Source organism: Microbulbifer sp. SH-1 (genome assembly GCF_011326135.1).
Lineage (GTDB): Bacteria > Pseudomonadota > Gammaproteobacteria > Pseudomonadales > Cellvibrionaceae > Microbulbifer > Microbulbifer harenosus.
In genome coordinates, this window is the sequence record NZ_CP046948.1 from 2,441,869 (window position 1) to 2,458,379 (window position 16,511).

Consider the following 16,511-nt stretch of genomic DNA (forward strand, 5'->3'; position numbering starts at 1 on the left):
GTTGCCTGCAATCACTCATTGGTTCAGATTTGGTTCTGTCTGTATTCAATATGCGCCGACAAAGTTCACGTACCAGCCATTGTGGTCGTAATCAAAATCGGTAAGGTCGTCGCTGAAATCTGTGAAGTTGTAGCCGACCCCCATGCGAAAATACTGCGCGATATCCCAGTCGTAGCCGACCAGAAAACCGTCGCGACTGCCGCCGGATTCCACATCCAGCCAGCGGTACTCCACCAGCGCGTGAAACAGACCAAAGTCGTAGCGCAGTTGCGAGGCACTGAAACTGGAGGCACTGTCTACCCATGGGCCGCTGCCCCGTCCAAGGCGCACATCGCCTTCCCGCCGCGCCAGTTTGAGCGACAGCTCCCAGTCCGAACCGAGCTGGCGGATTCCCTCGAACGACATCACTCTGGTGCGTTGGTCATAATCCGCACCACCGCGTTGGCCCAGGGTTGCCAGGTCGTACAGATACGTGAGACGACCGAACGCCGCCCAGCGGGTGTTGTCCCACGGGCGCCAGGCGAACCCCATGTTGCCCTCCACAAAACGCGCGCCGCCAACGCCGAGGGTCAGGTCGTCGGTATCCGAGACATTCACCCGCCCGGCGATGCGCCAGCTTTCGTTGATCTTGTGACTGATGCTGTTGGTGCTGACCCACTGCTCGCGCCGTTCAAAGCCGCGGTCTTGTCGCCATTCAATCTTGCTCTGCCAATCGCTTGCCGGGCTGCGACGGCCGCCGGCGATACTCACCGCACGCCGCTCCACATCCCCGCTGAAAATATCCACCAGGGTCCCGGACTGCACGGTGACGCCGAGATTCCAGCCGGCGGAGGGGAAGAAATCGAGCCCCACGGTGTGGGCAATGCCGGAGCGGTTGGGCTCTTTCAAAAAAGTATTTTCGTTGAACAGATTGACCTGGTTCGACAACCGCCAGCGCTGGCCGACGGTCCAGCCGCCATTCACCCTGGGATTGAAGATGGTGTTGCGTTCGGTGCTGTCGGTGGAATAGTTGTAGCCGGCGTATATGCTGTAATCCGCATTGACACGGTAATCACCGTCCACAGTGAGCCCCTCACCGCGATCGCCGTGGGTGTATTCCGCACCCACCGAGACACTGTTGCCATACAGCCAGCGTCCACCGATACCCATCAGGTTGTTGCTGTCGTAACCCTCGCTTTCATCAAACGAACCCTGCACCAACCCGTACACGTCGAGGAAAGTATTCATCCGGTGGGTGTACTGCAGCGCGGCCAAAATGGCGCTGCCATCGCTGTACATACTCTGTTCGTCGACGTAGCGCAGCTCACTGCTGAGACTGTTGGTGTCGTCGACTCCCCAGCTGACGGTCGCCTGTGCCTGCTCGAAACTCTCCTCCCCGCTCTCGGCCTCGCTGTAACGGAGGTAGAGATTCAGGTTGGTATAGATATCCCCCAACAGTTCGCCGCCGTATTCGGTCATGGCGCGACCACTGTTGTAGCGATTGGCGGAATAACCAGGATCCATGTCGCGCCACCAGGCGGCGGCGGTCCAAGGGCTTTGGCTCCAGCCCAGTTCCTGTAGATTGATGCGCCCCTCCACCAGTCGCGCATCGCCGGAGGTATAGTCGTCGTCGACCAGATCGGCGTTGGTCAGCGCAAAATTGAAACCGCCGTTGTCGGAAAAATATGAGGGCGCGCTGTAGGAATCGCTGCTGGCGTACTCCAGCTTGAGATAAGTGCCCTCGCCACCCTGCAGCGTGAGGTCGCCAGCGGCGAGCCGGTAATCGTCTCCGGAGCGGGACTCGTCCGCATAGGTGCCCCCCAGGCCGACGTAATCGCCCATCCACTGTTTTACGCGAGCACCGGAGGTGAGGTTGTCGTCGTCCCAGTCTGTGGGCACCCACTCGTAATCGACGATCAGGCGCTGCTCGTAGCCATCCAGCGGTACATCGCGGGACAGGGTGGGCACATTGGCGCGGGTGATCTGCGTCAGCGGGCGGGTGAGAATGATCCGCCCCTGTAACTCGTCGATCTCATAGTCCACCCCGCGCTGCAGGTCGATGCGCGCTTCCACCCGACCGGTGGTGATATCGCGGATTTCCAGCGCCACTCGGTCGGAGCCGGGCAGGATATCGGTCTCACGCAGATAGTAGAGACTGCCACCAGTGCCGAGAAATTCGTTGTGCCCGGGCGCGGTCTCCGCCTGGGAGCCGAAAATCCGCACCTCACTCAAAGGTTCTCCCCACAGATTGATACTGCGCGAATACCAGCTGCCCGCGGCGCCATACAGCGAGCGCACAAACATCGCCAGATCGGTGCCCGTCAATCCGGTGGTGTAATTGCCCCACAGCACCTGGTTTTTATCCCAGTCCGCGCGCAGATAGAAACGCCCCTGGGTATCCACGTCGCGGAAAGTGGTGGAGTCGTCGCCATAGGTGGGGTAGTAATAATCCGGATCGAGACGACGGAAAATATCCGATGGGTAGGCCTCGCTGAAATCACTGAACAGGTTGTCGAGCGCTTTTTCCGTCGTGTCCATCTGCGCGGTGAGCAGATATTTTCCCTGCGCCTTGCCCTTGAGATAAAACGCGAGCCGCCCCTCCTGCAGAATGTCGTCGTCATCATCGAAACGATCATCGCCTTCAAAGGTTGCGCGGCTGCCGTCGATATCCGATTTCGCGATGGTGATATCGGCCATGGCAACGCCAAAGAAATAGCGTCCACTCACCGGTATATCCAGAGTGTATCGCTCGTAACCGCCCGGGCCCTGCAGGCCAATATCAAACTGGTGATGGCCGATGGGCAATAAAAATTCCGCGGCAAACTGATTGTTCATGTCTACCGGGTAGGGCTGGTGGTTGATCAGCAAACTTCTGTCGGGCGGAATATCACTGCCGAGAATACGCACACGTGAACCGTACACAGGAATATTCTGCAGGCGCAGGCCACTGCCCCGGAACACCTCATTCAGCATGCTCTGGGTCTGTGCCTGTTGCCCGCTCAACTGGCGGGCGAGATCGAATTCTCCCTGGCGGCGCACGCGCTGGCGCTGGCGTTCGGCTTCGTTGCTGCGCACCAGCTGGATACTTTCTGGCACGGTTTCATCGTAAATGCTCTGCAGTTGCGCGTAGTGCTGCGACAAGGTCCCGCCATACTGGGCCGCGTAGGCCTCGGGAGCGGCGTAGGCGCGCAACACATAGATCAGTTCATCGCCGTAGCGCAACGGTACTTCCGAGGGCAGGTCGCCATCCCATGTCACCTCGCTCACCGGTACCACAGGCACCGGCAACACCACCAGCGGCAACACGCGATCGCCGTCGCTGGCGCGATAGATCCGCACCTCCATACGCGACATGAACGCGGTGTAATTGGACCGCACCATAAAACGCACCGGTTCGGCGATGGCGCGACCATCGAAGGCCACCATGCCAGGGCTGGTAATCGCCAATTGCGGTACCCCCAGCGTGGGATCTTCGGTGGCCCAGATCACGCCGCCGCGGGGCAGTTCCAGGCGCCCGGGTATGCGTTCGCCCGCGATGCGGTCCATTGCCGTGGCGGACTGCGCGCGGCACCAGGACGCTCCGGTCAGCACCTGCGCAAGTGCAAGCGCGAACAATACCGCACGGACAGACAACGTCGGGTTCATTCGGCACCCCCATGTAACGGCCGGGCAGCACTCGCGGGCTGGTCAGGGTACAGCGGCGGCAACAGCACGCCGAAGTCAAAACGCACCGGCACCCCGGGGGTAACACGCCGGATCAACGGGTTGCTGGTGGTAAAGCGGGTTCCTTCCGGCAGGGTCGCGGTATCCACCTTGAGAATGAAGTTGCGCCCGCGCTCCCAGTGGCCGCCGTCGATACCCACCAGGTGGTAGCGCCCGTAGCGATCGGTTTCCACCAGCAGTCCGTCCACCGACGCGATACGCACCCCGGGAATACCGCGTTCATCCAGGCCGCGATTGACGATGATGTAGTCCACAAATACCCCATCGCCGGTGATTTCCAGGCGGCGCTCGATCTGGACCGCCGCCGCGGAATTGCCCTGGCGCACGCGCGCCACACCGGCGGCATCGAGGCGCAGGGTGTATCCCTGATGGCTGCTGAGTTTGAAGTCGTCGGTAAACGCGGCCCGTGTAAGCTTCTGGCGAATAACAATGCGCGCCTGCCCGCTACCCTCGCCCGATACACCGGGCAGTTCTCCCAGTTCGAGCCCGCGCAGCAGCGGCGCGCTGGCATCGGCGACGGCTACACCGTTGATCGAAGTAGTACCGGGCACGTAAAACGCGGGGTCGAATCCACCGCGCACACGTACCCCGGTAAGGCTCGCACTGTCCTGAATACTGTTGCCGTTGCGGTCGTGGAAGACGGTGCCGATGATCAGGGATTCCTGGGTAAGCGGGTCCACGGCGAGCACCACTTCCGCGGTGGCGCGGTTGGACACGCTATCGCCGTCTGCGTCCTGCACCTCCGCTTCGTTGACGTAGCTGCCCGGGCGCACGCCGGCGCCGACACGCAGGGCGTAGGAAATGATGGCGGTGTCACCGGCGGGAATGTCGATATCACCCACGGTCAGCGGATAGGTGTTGAGCAGGATTCCGCTCTGGTCCACATCGTCCACCACCAGGGAACCCTCCACATAGGTGAACCCGGCCGGCGGGGTGTCCACAACGATGCCATTGATCAGGTCGCGACTGCTGATGTTCTCTGCGGTGAGGGTGTAGAACACGATGTCGCCCACCTGCGCTTCCCGCACGCTCGCGGTTTTTTGCAGGCGGATGCTCACCGGTTCCACCGGGTGTCGGGTTTCGCACACCGCGCACTCGGGATTGGCATCACCGCCGCCCGCCGGCACCACCAGATTGGTCACCTCTGCGCCGGCACCGTTGTTGACCACGGCGGTATACATCAATTCATATTCGCCAACCGGTGAGCCCGCGGGCAGGGTGCACTGGAATTCATTGCCGTTCTGTACACAGTCCGGCGGTATTGAGGTGATGGTCAACCCGGTGTCGGCGATGTCGGTCAACAGCAGGTCTTCCGGCAGCGCGGAGTTTTCGATGCCCACCAGCAAGGTGTAAACAATGGTCTGCCCCACAACCACTTCCGTGCCGGAAACGGGGTTGGCCGATTTGCTCACGGTAATCTGCGGGTCGACCAGCGGGATGTGGATGTCGCACTGCTCCGCACAGGCCGGTGTGCTGCCGCCACCACCGCTGGCCACCACCGCGTTATCCACGGTGCCACTGGCCTCGGCAGTTACCCGGGCGGTGTACTGCAGGCTGTAGGTGCCAGGCGCGGTGCCCGCCGGCAGGCTGCACACCAGCGGCGAGGCATCGTTACAGCTGAAGCCTCCGCTGTCGGTGACGGCAATAAAAGACAGCCCCACTCCCGGTGTGTCCGTGAGTACAACCGGCTCAGAAAGCGCCGCCGCAGTTACGGTCACACTCAGGCCGTAGGTCACCACGTCACCCGGGCGCACCTGGCTGACGCTGGCGCTTTTCTCATAGGTCACCGCGGGCCGTTTAACCGGCGTGGTCACTGCGCATTCACCGTCGCACTCCGGCTGAGTTCCGCCTCCGCTGGCGACCACCGAGTTGCTGACAGAATCCCCGGCATCCTCGGTAACCAGCGCGGTATAGGTCAGCTGGTAATCCCCCGGCGCGGTGCCCGCGGGCAACACGCAGGTAAGCGGATTCTGCCCGCTGCAACGGAAGTTACCGGCATCCGTGACCTGCTCAATGGCAAGCCCCGTTGCGGTGGTGTCGGTCAGTGTCAGGTCTTCACTGAGATCCGCATCGCGCACCATGACGTCGACGGTGTAGGTGATGGTGTCGCCCACCTGGGCTTCGGCCGGCACTGCAGTTTTGTGATAGGTCACCTGCGGTGCCAGGGGGATGATGATGGCGCATTCCGCACTGCACACCGGATCGCCGCCGCCGCCACTTGCGGTCACCTGGTTGCGCACGCTCTGACCCGCATCCTCGGTCACCGTTGCGGTATAGCTGAATGCGTAAGTACCGGGCTGGGTGCCGTTCGGCAACACGCACTGGAGTGGTTTGCCCGGGTTACAGCTGAATGGATCGACCGGTTGTATCAGGGTGCCGAAGATCAGACCGGTGTCGAGACTGTCCTCCAGGTTCAGATCGCTGGACAACGCAGCATCGGTAATCTCCACCTCGACGGTGTAGGTGATGGTGTCGCCCACCGCCGTGCGGTCTTTGTCCGCCGTTTTACTGTAGGTAATATGCGGCCCCACCACGGGAATCACCGGTGCGCAGTCGCCATCGCATTCCGGTGGATTGCCGCCACCTTCGTTCGATGCCGTTACCCGGTTGCTGACACTGGTACCCGCCTCCGGCGTTACCAGCGCGGTGTAGCTGAATGTGTAGGTACCCGGTGCGGTGCCCGCGGGCAGCGTGCAGATAAGAGGGCCTGAACCAGTACAACTGAACGGATCGGTGGGCTGGTCGAACGCCTGGAACTGCAGACCACTGCCGAGCGCATCCTGCAACACCACGTCACCGTCGAGCGCGGTATCGGCCACGGTTACCGACACGGTATAGGTCACCACATCGCCGATTTCCACCTGAGTCACATCGGGGACTTTGCGGTAGGTAACCGCCGGGCGGATGACCGGCGTCACCGTTGCGCAGTCCACACAATCGGGCGGAGTCTCGCTGCCGCCAGTGGCTTCCACACTGTTTTCCACCGATTCCCCAGCGGAGACATTGACCGTCGCCATATAGGTAACGACATAAGTGCCTGGAGCTGTGCCCACCGGCAGGGCGCAGTAAAGCGGATCACCCAGGGCACACTGGTAGGCGGGATCGGTATTGGCACTGTCGAGCCCGGCAAAGGTCAGCCCGGTACCGAGGGTGTCGGTGAGCTGCAGGTCCGAGGTGAGCGGGGCACTGGCAATGGTGGTGGTCACGGTGAATGTGATGGTATCGCCCACCGCCACTGGTGACGGTGAGGCCGCCTTGCTGACGGTGATACCCGCGTCCGCCAGCGGTGTTACCGGCGCGCAGTCACCACTGCAGGTGGGGTTGTCGGCACCGGCTGCAGTCACCGTGTTCTGCACCTGAGCCAGCGCCTGGTCATTCACCCGCGCCGTAAAGGTAAGGGCGAAGCTACCGGGGCCCGCGCCGGCGGGCAGTGTGCAATCGAAACTGTTGCCGCTGGAGCAGGTAAAGGGGGCGGTGGCACCGCCAAAGCCCACAAAGTCCAGGCCGGTGCCAAGAGTGTCAGTGAGCTGCAGATCCGCGGTCAGCCTTGCATCCGCCACATCCACCGCGATGGTGTAGGTGATGAGATCACCCACCTGCACCGGCCCTGCCGGACTCGCGGTTTTTTCGTAGGTCACCACGGGGCGCAGAATATCTGTGGTCACAGTGCAACTGCCCACACAGTCCGGGCCGGCACCGCCGCCACCGGTTTCCACCAGCGCGTTGCTGACGCTGTCACCGGCATCCGCGGTAATGGTGGCAGTGTAAGTCAGTACATAGGTGCCCGGTGCCGTGTTGGCCGGGATGGTGCAGGGCAGCGTATTGCCGGGGCAGGTATAGGCACTGTCTGCACTGACAAGCTGGTTAAACACGAGGCCGGCGCCAAGGGTATCCGCGACGAGTATTTCCGCGGTGGTGCTTGAGTTGCTTACCGTCGTGGACACCTGATAAGTCACCGTATCGCCGATCTGTGCCAGCGCGGGCGCACCGGTTTTGCTGTAGGTGATATAGGTATCGGTAATCGGAACGTGCGGATCACAATCGGGGTTACACACCGGCGGTTGGTTACCGCCGCCGCCATCGGCGGTAACCGAGTTGATCACCGAGCCGGTGGCCGTGGCGTTGACGGTTGCGGTGAGGTCAAAACTGTACACACCGGGCACCGTGCCTGCCGGCAGGGTGCAATCAAACGAGATGCCACTGCCGCAACTGAACGCGGGATTTGCGTTGGTGACAGCCACAAAATCCAGCCCCGGTCCCAGGGTGTCACTCAATATCAGATCCGCGTTCAGCGGCGCATCCGCAATTTCAACGGTAATGGTGTAGGTAATGTTTTCGCCGCTGCTGACAGGCCCCGCGGTATCCGCCACTTTGTTGTAAACAATTGACGGAAAGACGACATCCACTACCACGCTGCACTCGGCATCGCATACCGGAGGTTCGCCGCCACCGCTGGCACTCACGTTGTTGGTCACCGTGGCGCCCGCGTCCGGAGTAATCTGCGCGGTATAACTCACCGTGAAGCTGCCGGGCCCAGTGCCCGCGGGCAGCGTACATTGCGGTGAGGCCCCGCCGCTGCACACGAACGGCGCCACAGGATCAATAAAATCAACGAAGGCGAGACCCGTGCCGAAGTTGTCCTGCAGCAACAGGTCCTGCGGCAACGGCGCATTGGATATCTCCACCGTTACCGTATAGGTGACGATATCGCCAACCGGCGCTGAGGTAACATCCGCCACCTTGTGATAGGTAACCGCCGGGTTGATCGGAATCACGATGTCGCAATCCCCATCGCAGCTGGGTGTGGGATCGCCGCCACCCTCGCCGGTCACCGCGTTTTCCACCTGGGTGTCCGCGCTGTCGGTAACGATCGCGGTGTAGCTGAAGCTGTAGCTGCCGGGTGCGGTTCCAGCGGGCAAGGTACAACGCAGGGGATTGGCACCGTTGCATGAAAAACTCCCGGAACTGGTGACAGCGCCAAAGGCAAGTCCCGGTCCCAGAGTGTCCGTCGCCACAAAATCCTGTGTCAGTGGCGCATCGGCCACGGTGACGGTAACGGTGTAGGTAATGGTGTCGTCCACGGAGGCGACATCCAGATCTGCGCTCTTGTGGAAGGAGATATCCGGCGGCGGTTCGACATTGATCACCGCCGTGTCTTCGTTGTTGCTGGGGTTGCTGTCGATCAGATCGGACGATGGATCAAGGGCGATGGTCGCGCTATTGCTGGTCTGCGTGGTTTGCGCCCCAGCCGTGCCGGCAGCCACAGCAACAACGATGACAAGTACGAGACCAAGCACTCTCGCCCAACCGCCGCCGACTGCCGGATAATTCTTCCTTGAATTGCGCAACCTCGCCCCGCCACACGCCGAGAAATCCGCTGCTCCCTGCGCGCACGGTTGCACCAATGGCATCCAGCCATACCGGTGCTCTCCGCTCTCTGACGCACTGCACATGCAGCGAATTTCCAGAAGAGACGGACCCGTGCGCGATTACTCTTATGAAGAGCCGGATCTGTTTAGAATCAGTTTTTCCTGACTCTGTTTAGCACCGTCAACGGAGCCGGTGACTGAATCGCCGACAAAATTGTTGTTACGTCACCCGCCTCCGGATAACCAAGTCGCCTTAACACTCGTTAACCAATCTTTACCCGCCAGCGCTCAACACCACTACACCGCTGTGGTCTCATGATGTTCACCACACACAGGAGTCACCATGAAAGCGCTATGTTCTGCCGCGGTCGCTGCCGCCATCGCTACCGTCGCCGGGTGTGCCAGCGCCCCCAAGGCACCGCCGGTATTTTCTGAATCCTTCATCGCCAATATCACCGAACAGGGCAACCGTATGTTCACCTACACCGCCACGATCAACAGCGGTGGTGAACGCGGCGGCCCGGATGGCGGCATGGGCGGCGGCGGACGCGGTCCCAGCGGAGGGAAAGGCGGCGGTCCCGGTGGCGCAGGTATGGGGGGCGGACCGGGCGGCGGTATGGGCGGCGGTCCTGGAGGCGTGGGCGGTGGCCCCGGTGGTGGCGGCATGAGCAGCAAGATGCGGGAAAACCCGGAAAAAGCCGCGCAGGAACGCCTGCAGGAAGTCCTCGCCAAAACCAGCTACTGCCCCCACGGCTGGTTTGTGATTGAGAAAAGTAACTTGCAGGGATCAGTGGAAATCCGTGGCGAGTGCCGCGCGGGCTGACCAACGCATGGAATAACGGAAACCATCGAATAACGGAAACCAAAGTACAAGGCGTAGAAAATGAATAACACACCTGAAAATGATTCAGTTGAGCTCCAAATCGCGAATCGCCCGACGTGTAAATCCCGATGTGACGTCGCTACCGGGACCGTCACAATACAGTTCCCGGTAGCGGCTTCGCGTAAGGTTCGGCTACACCACTAACCTTTATCCCGCATGCAGTAAATAATCCGCATGGAAGCGCAGGTGTTGTTCGATAAATGTGGCAATGAAAAAGTAACTGTGATCGTAGCCCGCGTGGTACTCGATCTTTACCGGATAACGCGCCGCCTTGGCTGCGGCCTCCAGCGCATTTGGTTTCAGCTGCTGCTCCAGGAACTGGTCTTCCTCGCCCTGGGAAATCAGCATCGGTAATTGTTCGGTCGCTCGGCTCAACAGTACGGTCGCGTCGTGCTCCTCCCAGGCCGCGCGGTTTTCACCGAGATAGGCGGCAAACGCTTTCTCCCCCCAGGGACAAGCAATGGGATTGCAGATAGGGCTGAACGCAGACACCGACAGGTAACGCGCGGGATTCTTGAGCGCAATGGTCAGTGCACCGTGCCCCCCCATAGAGTGACCGGAGATGGCACGGCGCTCGCTCACCGGAAAGTTCGCCTCAATCAGTGCAGGCAATTCCTCCACGATGTAATCGTACATGCGGTAGTGCGGCTTCCATGGCAATTGCGTCGCATTGACATAGAATCCCGCCCCCTTGCCCAGGTCGTAACCGTCCGCGTCCGCCACCGCCTCACCGCGCGGGCTGGTATCCGGAATCACCAGTACAATCCCAAGCTCCGCCGCCATGCGTTGTGCGCCGGCTTTCTGCGAGAAATTTTCATCCGTGCAAGTCAGCCCGGAGAGCCAGTAGAGTACGGGAAAACGCTGGTCTTTCTCCGCCTGGGAGGGCAGGTAAATGGAAAATCGCATCTCGCAGTCGAGCGCGCTGGAGCGGTGGCTGTACTGGCACTGAGCACCGTCAAAACACTGGGTTCTGCTGACAAGTTGTAAAGTCATTCCCGCCCCTCTTACTGGTAGTGAATTACGCTGCGGATACTCTTGCCTTCGTGCATCAGATCAAAGGCTTCGTTGATTTTCTCCAGCGGCATGGTATGGGTAATAAAATCGTCCAGTTGGAATTCCCCCGCCATGTAACGGTCCACATAACCCGGGAGCTGCGAGCGGCCTTTCACACCGCCAAACGCGGAACCCCGCCACACGCGACCGGTCACCAGCTGGAAGGGGCGGGTGGATATTTCCTGGGCGGCGCCGGCCACGCCGATGATAACGGATTCACCCCACCCCTTGTGGCAGCACTCCAGCGCCGAGCGCATCACATTCACATTGCCGATACACTCGAAGGAATAATCCACACCGCCATCGGTCAGTTCGACGATGACTTCCTGGATTGGCTTGTCGTAATCCTTCGGGTTGATGCAATCGGTCGCGCCTAGCTTCTTCGCCAGCGCAAATTTGCCTTCATTGATGTCGATGCCAATGATGCGCCCGGCCTTCGCCAGACGCGCACCGATAATGGTGGCAAGGCCGATACCGCCGAGGCCGAACACGGCGACGGTCGCGCCCTCTTCCACCTTTGCCGTATTCGCCACCGCGCCCAGGCCGGTGGTTACTCCGCAGCCAAGCAGACAGATTTCTTCCAGCGGTGCGTCTTTATTCACCTTGGCCACAGAAATTTCCGGAAGCACGGTGTATTCGGAGAAGGTGGAAGTACCCATATAGTGATAGATGGGCTCACCATTGATGGAAAACCGCGTGGTGCCATCGGGCATCAGGCCCTTGCCCTGGGTGGCACGGATCTTCTGGCACAAATTGGTCTTGCCGGAAGTGCAGAATTTGCACTCGCCGCACTCGGGTGTATACAGCGGAATCACATGGTCCCCCACCGCCACGCTGGTGACGCCCTCCCCTACCGATTCCACAATACCGCCCCCCTCGTGACCGAGAATCGCCGGGAACACGCCCTCCGGGTCGTCACCAGACAGGGTGAATGCGTCCGTGTGGCAGACGCCGGTCGCCATCAGCTTTATCCGGACTTCACCCGCCTTCGGCGGTGCAACTTCCACTTCCTCAATCGTTAACGGTGCACCCGCCTTCCAGGCCACCGCCGCTTTACACTTGATGGGTTCCGCTGCCATAAAAATCTCCTGTCTGGTCTCGCTTGGCAAATGCCACAGATGGCACAAAGCTTAACAGATCAGACTACCACTGCCTGTCTCAATTGCACCTTCGCTGGGCAACTGTCGCCCCCTTATACACCCGGTGCGCCCCCACTTGGTGCGACAGTGCCCACGAGCCAACCCCAGGTGCTCTACATAACTTGGCCCGTTCTTTGCTCCACTAAAACGTAAAAGACAACAGCGGGTTCAACGACGATGACCGACCACCAATGGCTGATGACCTCCCAGGCGCTCAACACCCTGCGCAAACTCCGCAAACGTATCCAGGCCGAATTCGGCATCAATCTGCGTTTTTCCGACTTCGACTTTGAATCCCAGCTCGCCGAGCTCAAACATCGCACCAAGGACAGCGACACCCGCACGCTCATCGCCAACCTGGAAGTACTGCGCGGCAGTCCCTTCCTGACCGGTGAAGAAGCGCCCGAGCGCTTATATCGCGGACATAAGGTTCTCGAAGAAACCAGGCGGAAAGATATCTACGAAATGATTTACGGCGAGGAGCTGGCATTACACGATGGTAGAGGTCGGCCTGCGCTTCCGCACAAAATGTACCGCGGTTTGCCGGTGCTGAATTAGCGGCACCGCCAGTGCGCCCGGTAGGAAACCGTCACCGCCGGGTCAGCTCCAGCAGGGCATCGGCCTCCAGCACATCCTCGATCTGATCGAGAACTTCCTCGGCAATGTCCTCCAGCAACCGCTCGGTGGCCTGCCGGGTGGTATCTTCAACCACACCGCCATCCGTCGGCGCCCGCGTGAGGTAGCGAGCCTCCAGATTCAGCCGCGCAATATCCACCGAGCCCTCGCGCAGCGCATGGGCCCCCAGCGCAGTACCCTGTACGCGGTAGCGAAACTCGCCGTAGGCCGTCATGATGCCTTTTTCGAGGTCGTAGTCTTTGCCACTGACAATGTCGATAATTTTCTGGCGAATGGTCACGCTGAAGTTGGTGTGCAACGTGAGCGCCGCACCTGCATCGACTAGGCGCACCCGTTCATCGTCAAAAAATTCACCAAAGCGCTGCTGCACCTGTTGATTCAGGTAGTCACTGAATTCCTGGCTGGCCTTTTTTCGCATGTCCCCCAGGCCGCCATCGCCGCCTGAGAGCGCGAGCAGCAACTGCAGATTGTTACCTGTCAGCGGAGTTGGCGCGTCTATACGAATTTCCACCGGCGTAGCCGCCAGAGAGAGCACCGGATCACTGCCGGTATATCCGGACCAGCCGGATGAGGCGCTGGCGCCTGTCACAGAAAACAGGCACACGGACGCCGCGAGAATCAGAAGCGGTGTTACCGCGGGGAAATTGGAGGAAAAACGTCGTTTCAGTGGCATGGCTTCGCTCCCGAGCGCTTCAGATAAGATGAACTGGCCAGTTAAGCCGGAACCCTCACCCTTGCAACCAACGGGCCACATCTCGACAGATCGCGAATTCCGCACAGGAGTCAACCCGGCAGCTATTAACCCGACAATCAGATATTTCGTCATGAACTAACGGAACTTCTTATCGGGTCGACTCAAGTAGTAGTAAATCCGGTTTAGCATGTCTATTGCGCAGCTGTTACAAAAGTTCAGAATGTGATGGATCTTTACGTATCTTTTTCTCTAATTTCAAATGTGTTAATTTTCCGCGCTCAAAATTTATCGTTTCACGGAATATGACACGGATATGTCGTTCTGCACCCTTACGGATAATTTGGGAAATACGTACCAACTCACCTCTGGTAACCAAATAGCATCCCTGGCCACTGCTGATTATTTCACGGCACTGGAGGCGCTCGGGCGCATTGATTTTCTTCAGTTGGCGGCGGCGGAAGATGAACTGTTCAGCCTCTATGGTGGAGACCTCGAGCGAGTTCTCTTCAGCCAACCGGGATCAGGCTGGCAGGACATGAACTCCGTCAGCATTTTCAGTACCCAAGCGCACCATCCCCATATCGGCATCGGGTTTTTACCCGGCCGCTGGCCGAGGATTCTCGATGCCATACATCAGGGAAGCCTCCGGTTTATCCATACCGGCAGCGCGAAAAAAACCAAGGAAGAACAGCCGCACGATACCCGCAATCTGCTGCGAGTGAAGATTCGCCAGGCGCTGCTTGCGATTGTTGCGGCCGAAAAAGCCGAAGCCGCGCAACACACCAGACAACTGCGGCAGGAAACGTCGGTAAATCGCGGGCTGATTTATACCGGCGCCTTCCTCACCGGCCTATGGCAGGCGGGTTCGGGCCTTGCGCAGTGGCTGAAAGACGTCAACGATGTAGTGAGCCCACTGCAACGCAGCCTGCGGGGCGTACAAGCCGCCTACCGGGCAACGCAGCGCAGCGACAACGGCGAAAACCTGATGGCTGCCTATCGGGATGAAATTCTAACCGCGGAAAAGCGTGAGATCGTACAGGTACTCGGCTTCGATCCCACCGCCATTACCCGCGAACAGTTCCAACACGCCACGGAACTCGCCGATCTGATCTGGGAAGACCCAGCCCTGCAGGCTGACCTCCGGCGCTTTGTCAAAGACTATGTCAAAGCCCAGCACGCCATTGAAATCACAGAATTCTCCGGTGCCGCGGCGTTTGAAGTCCTGTTCACCATACTCCTCGCGGCAGTAACCGGCGGCGCCGGCCTAGCCGCCAGCGCCGCAAACCTGGCCCAGCACTTTGCCAAGTTCCGCAAGGTCGGGCAGTTGCTGTTGGCGTTTGGAGAACAGATCAAAAAAGCCAGAATGCTCAGGGATCGCCATGCTCCGGCCAAACAAACACCCAGCTTCGAGGACTTTGAAAGTCTCGGCGAGGTGGAGGTTGCCAGGCCAGCCGACATCGCCCCCGATACCCGGAAGAAGAAGCCGAAACCCCGTGAGAAAACCGATTTCAGCCAACGCAAAGGCATCCCGCCCACGTCTCTCGAGGATGCCGTTAGCCGCCTGAACTCTATGGCGGACGAAATTGCCCGCAACGGCTACCACCCCAAATACACAGACGCCGAGCTGAAAGCCCTGGCCGAAACCGGCGATATCTCGAAGGAACGTTATCAGGTCCGCTTTATGGAAAGCCGATATCTGACAAACAACGGCGCACCGGGCATGCTTGGGGCGCCCATGCGAGGCGTCAGCGGCAACGGCGCCAAGTACTGGTCCACCAGCTTCGATCAGTTGGAAGACGCGGATACCAATGCGCGCCTGATTTCGGAAAAGCTTGGCCTCGACTACGACCCCGACGCCGAGTACACACTGATCGTCATCGACACCGAAAAGGCCGCGCCTCTCACCGGTGTGAAAAGCGTGCCGGCCACCTTCGACAAGGTCAGTGAGTTTGCCAACCGGGAGTTGCCGAAGGAATTCCCTAAGGAATTTACCGACACGGTCATGATACCCGAGTTTCAGGATCAGTATGGCTGGCACTACCAGGAGGCGGTGGATAAAGAATTCCTGGCGAACAAGTGGTCTACAAACATAGACAACTTTGAGGACTATCTGGACACCACCGATCTTTCTGAAACTGAGAAAAAGTTACTGAAACAACGCATGCAAATGCAGGACAAGGTGGGCAACAACCAGTACTACGAAGGCAATGGTCTGACCCGAGACAAGATCGCTGGGTCCGGCAACCACTACGGCGCGGTGGAAACGCTGAACTTTGAGCGGCAACCGGTCAACCTGCAACAACTGGAGGAGGCCGGCGCAATTGCCTATGTCTCCAAGGGGTTTTAAATGGAATGGTTTCAAAAACCGGAATACCCGATAAAAGAACAACTACCGAGAATCGAGCACCATGAAAAACTGCCGGAGGGCGCCGTGGAGTTGGCGAGGACAACAGATCCGAATGAGGGAGATACGGTTTTATTTGTGCGACAGGGCGGGCACCTGAGTCTGTTGCGGGCTGTTAGCAGGCTAAGGATGGGAAAGATCCCCTATTACCGGTGTTCACAAGCGGATTTCCCCCTCGGCGTATTGCCCTGGTTCGCCGATGCACTTACCGAGTTTCGCAAGCCACCGGCACAGGGCGGCCTGCATGCCGGTGCTATGACCAGCGCGGACGAGGATGTGGAGGGCGAGATGCTCTGCATTCAACGTTCTATGAATGCTGGTCGCGGTGTGGGCGGCTACGCAATCGTCAATCGCTCGAGAAGCGACCATGGCAAATTGTGGAAGAACGATTATCACCCGCAGGAAATCACCTTCGCCGACAACTTCCTCTACGACGCCGGCCTGCTGGATCTGATCAAAGACCTGGGAGAAAAGTATCGCCGTGGTGAATTGTAAAGTCAGTCAAACGAAGCTCCAGTAGCGAAACGAAAACGAGAAATCGTGCAGTGTTCCGCTTCAACCCAACCGGACATTACCCGGGAGCGGTTCCAGCGCGCCACGAAACTCGCCGATCTGATCTGGGAAGATCCAG

At 59.6% G+C, this 16,511-nt stretch carries 9 protein-coding genes; 4 read left to right on the forward strand and 5 right to left on the reverse strand.

Features of this window, described 5'->3' with window-relative positions; translation table 11 throughout:
* Nucleotides 1-45: 45 nt before the first annotated feature.
* Complete coding sequence (locus GNX18_RS10300) at nt 46-3,624, reverse strand: hypothetical protein (protein WP_166217714.1); 3,579 nt, start codon at nt 3,622-3,624, stop codon at nt 46-48.
* Nucleotides 3,621-8,999 carry an isopeptide-forming domain-containing fimbrial protein gene (locus tag GNX18_RS10305; RefSeq protein ID WP_166217718.1) on the reverse strand — a complete coding sequence of 1,793 codons (5,379 nt, stop codon included), beginning with the start codon at nt 8,997-8,999 and terminating at the stop codon, nt 3,621-3,623. Before GNX18_RS10305 ends, GNX18_RS10300 begins: the two co-directional genes overlap by 4 nt.
* Before the next feature lie 415 nt (nt 9,000-9,414).
* On the opposite strand from GNX18_RS10305, the gene GNX18_RS19440 reads away from it, so the two are divergent.
* On the forward strand, nt 9,415-9,894 hold the full coding sequence (locus GNX18_RS19440; RefSeq protein WP_205827853.1) for a hypothetical protein: 480 nt from the start codon (nt 9,415-9,417) through the stop codon (nt 9,892-9,894).
* A 207-nt stretch (nt 9,895-10,101) separates the two neighbouring features.
* Here GNX18_RS19440 and fghA read toward each other — a convergent pair whose 3' ends face one another.
* On the reverse strand, nt 10,102-10,947 hold the full coding sequence (fghA, locus tag GNX18_RS10315) for an S-formylglutathione hydrolase (protein WP_166217721.1): 846 nt from the start codon (nt 10,945-10,947) through the stop codon (nt 10,102-10,104).
* An 11-nt stretch (nt 10,948-10,958) separates the two neighbouring features.
* Nucleotides 10,959-12,086, reverse strand: coding sequence for an S-(hydroxymethyl)glutathione dehydrogenase/class III alcohol dehydrogenase (locus tag GNX18_RS10320; protein WP_166217724.1), 1,128 nt, complete (start codon nt 12,084-12,086; stop codon nt 10,959-10,961).
* Nucleotides 12,087-12,323: 237 nt separating this feature from the next.
* On the opposite strand from GNX18_RS10320, the gene GNX18_RS10325 reads away from it, so the two are divergent.
* Nucleotides 12,324-12,704 (forward strand): hypothetical protein, encoded by a 381-nt coding sequence (locus tag GNX18_RS10325; RefSeq protein ID WP_166217727.1) that lies wholly within the window; start codon nt 12,324-12,326, stop codon nt 12,702-12,704.
* Between the two features lie 31 nt (nt 12,705-12,735).
* Here GNX18_RS10325 and GNX18_RS10330 read toward each other — a convergent pair whose 3' ends face one another.
* Nucleotides 12,736-13,455, reverse strand: coding sequence for a hypothetical protein (locus GNX18_RS10330; RefSeq protein WP_166217730.1), 720 nt, complete (start codon nt 13,453-13,455; stop codon nt 12,736-12,738).
* A gap of 334 nt (nt 13,456-13,789) precedes the next feature.
* Between GNX18_RS10330 and GNX18_RS19635 the strand changes: the two genes are divergently transcribed.
* Both GNX18_RS19635 and GNX18_RS10340 read left to right on the forward strand, forming a co-directional pair.
* The gene (locus GNX18_RS19635) at nt 13,790-15,823 is read left to right on the forward strand and encodes a hypothetical protein (protein WP_240913961.1); all 2,034 of its coding nucleotides are present in this window, start codon (nt 13,790-13,792) and stop codon (nt 15,821-15,823) included.
* Nucleotides 15,824-16,375 carry a hypothetical protein gene (locus GNX18_RS10340; RefSeq protein ID WP_166217732.1) on the forward strand — a complete coding sequence of 184 codons (552 nt, stop codon included), beginning with the start codon at nt 15,824-15,826 and terminating at the stop codon, nt 16,373-16,375.
* Nucleotides 16,376-16,511: the final 136 nt, after the last annotated feature.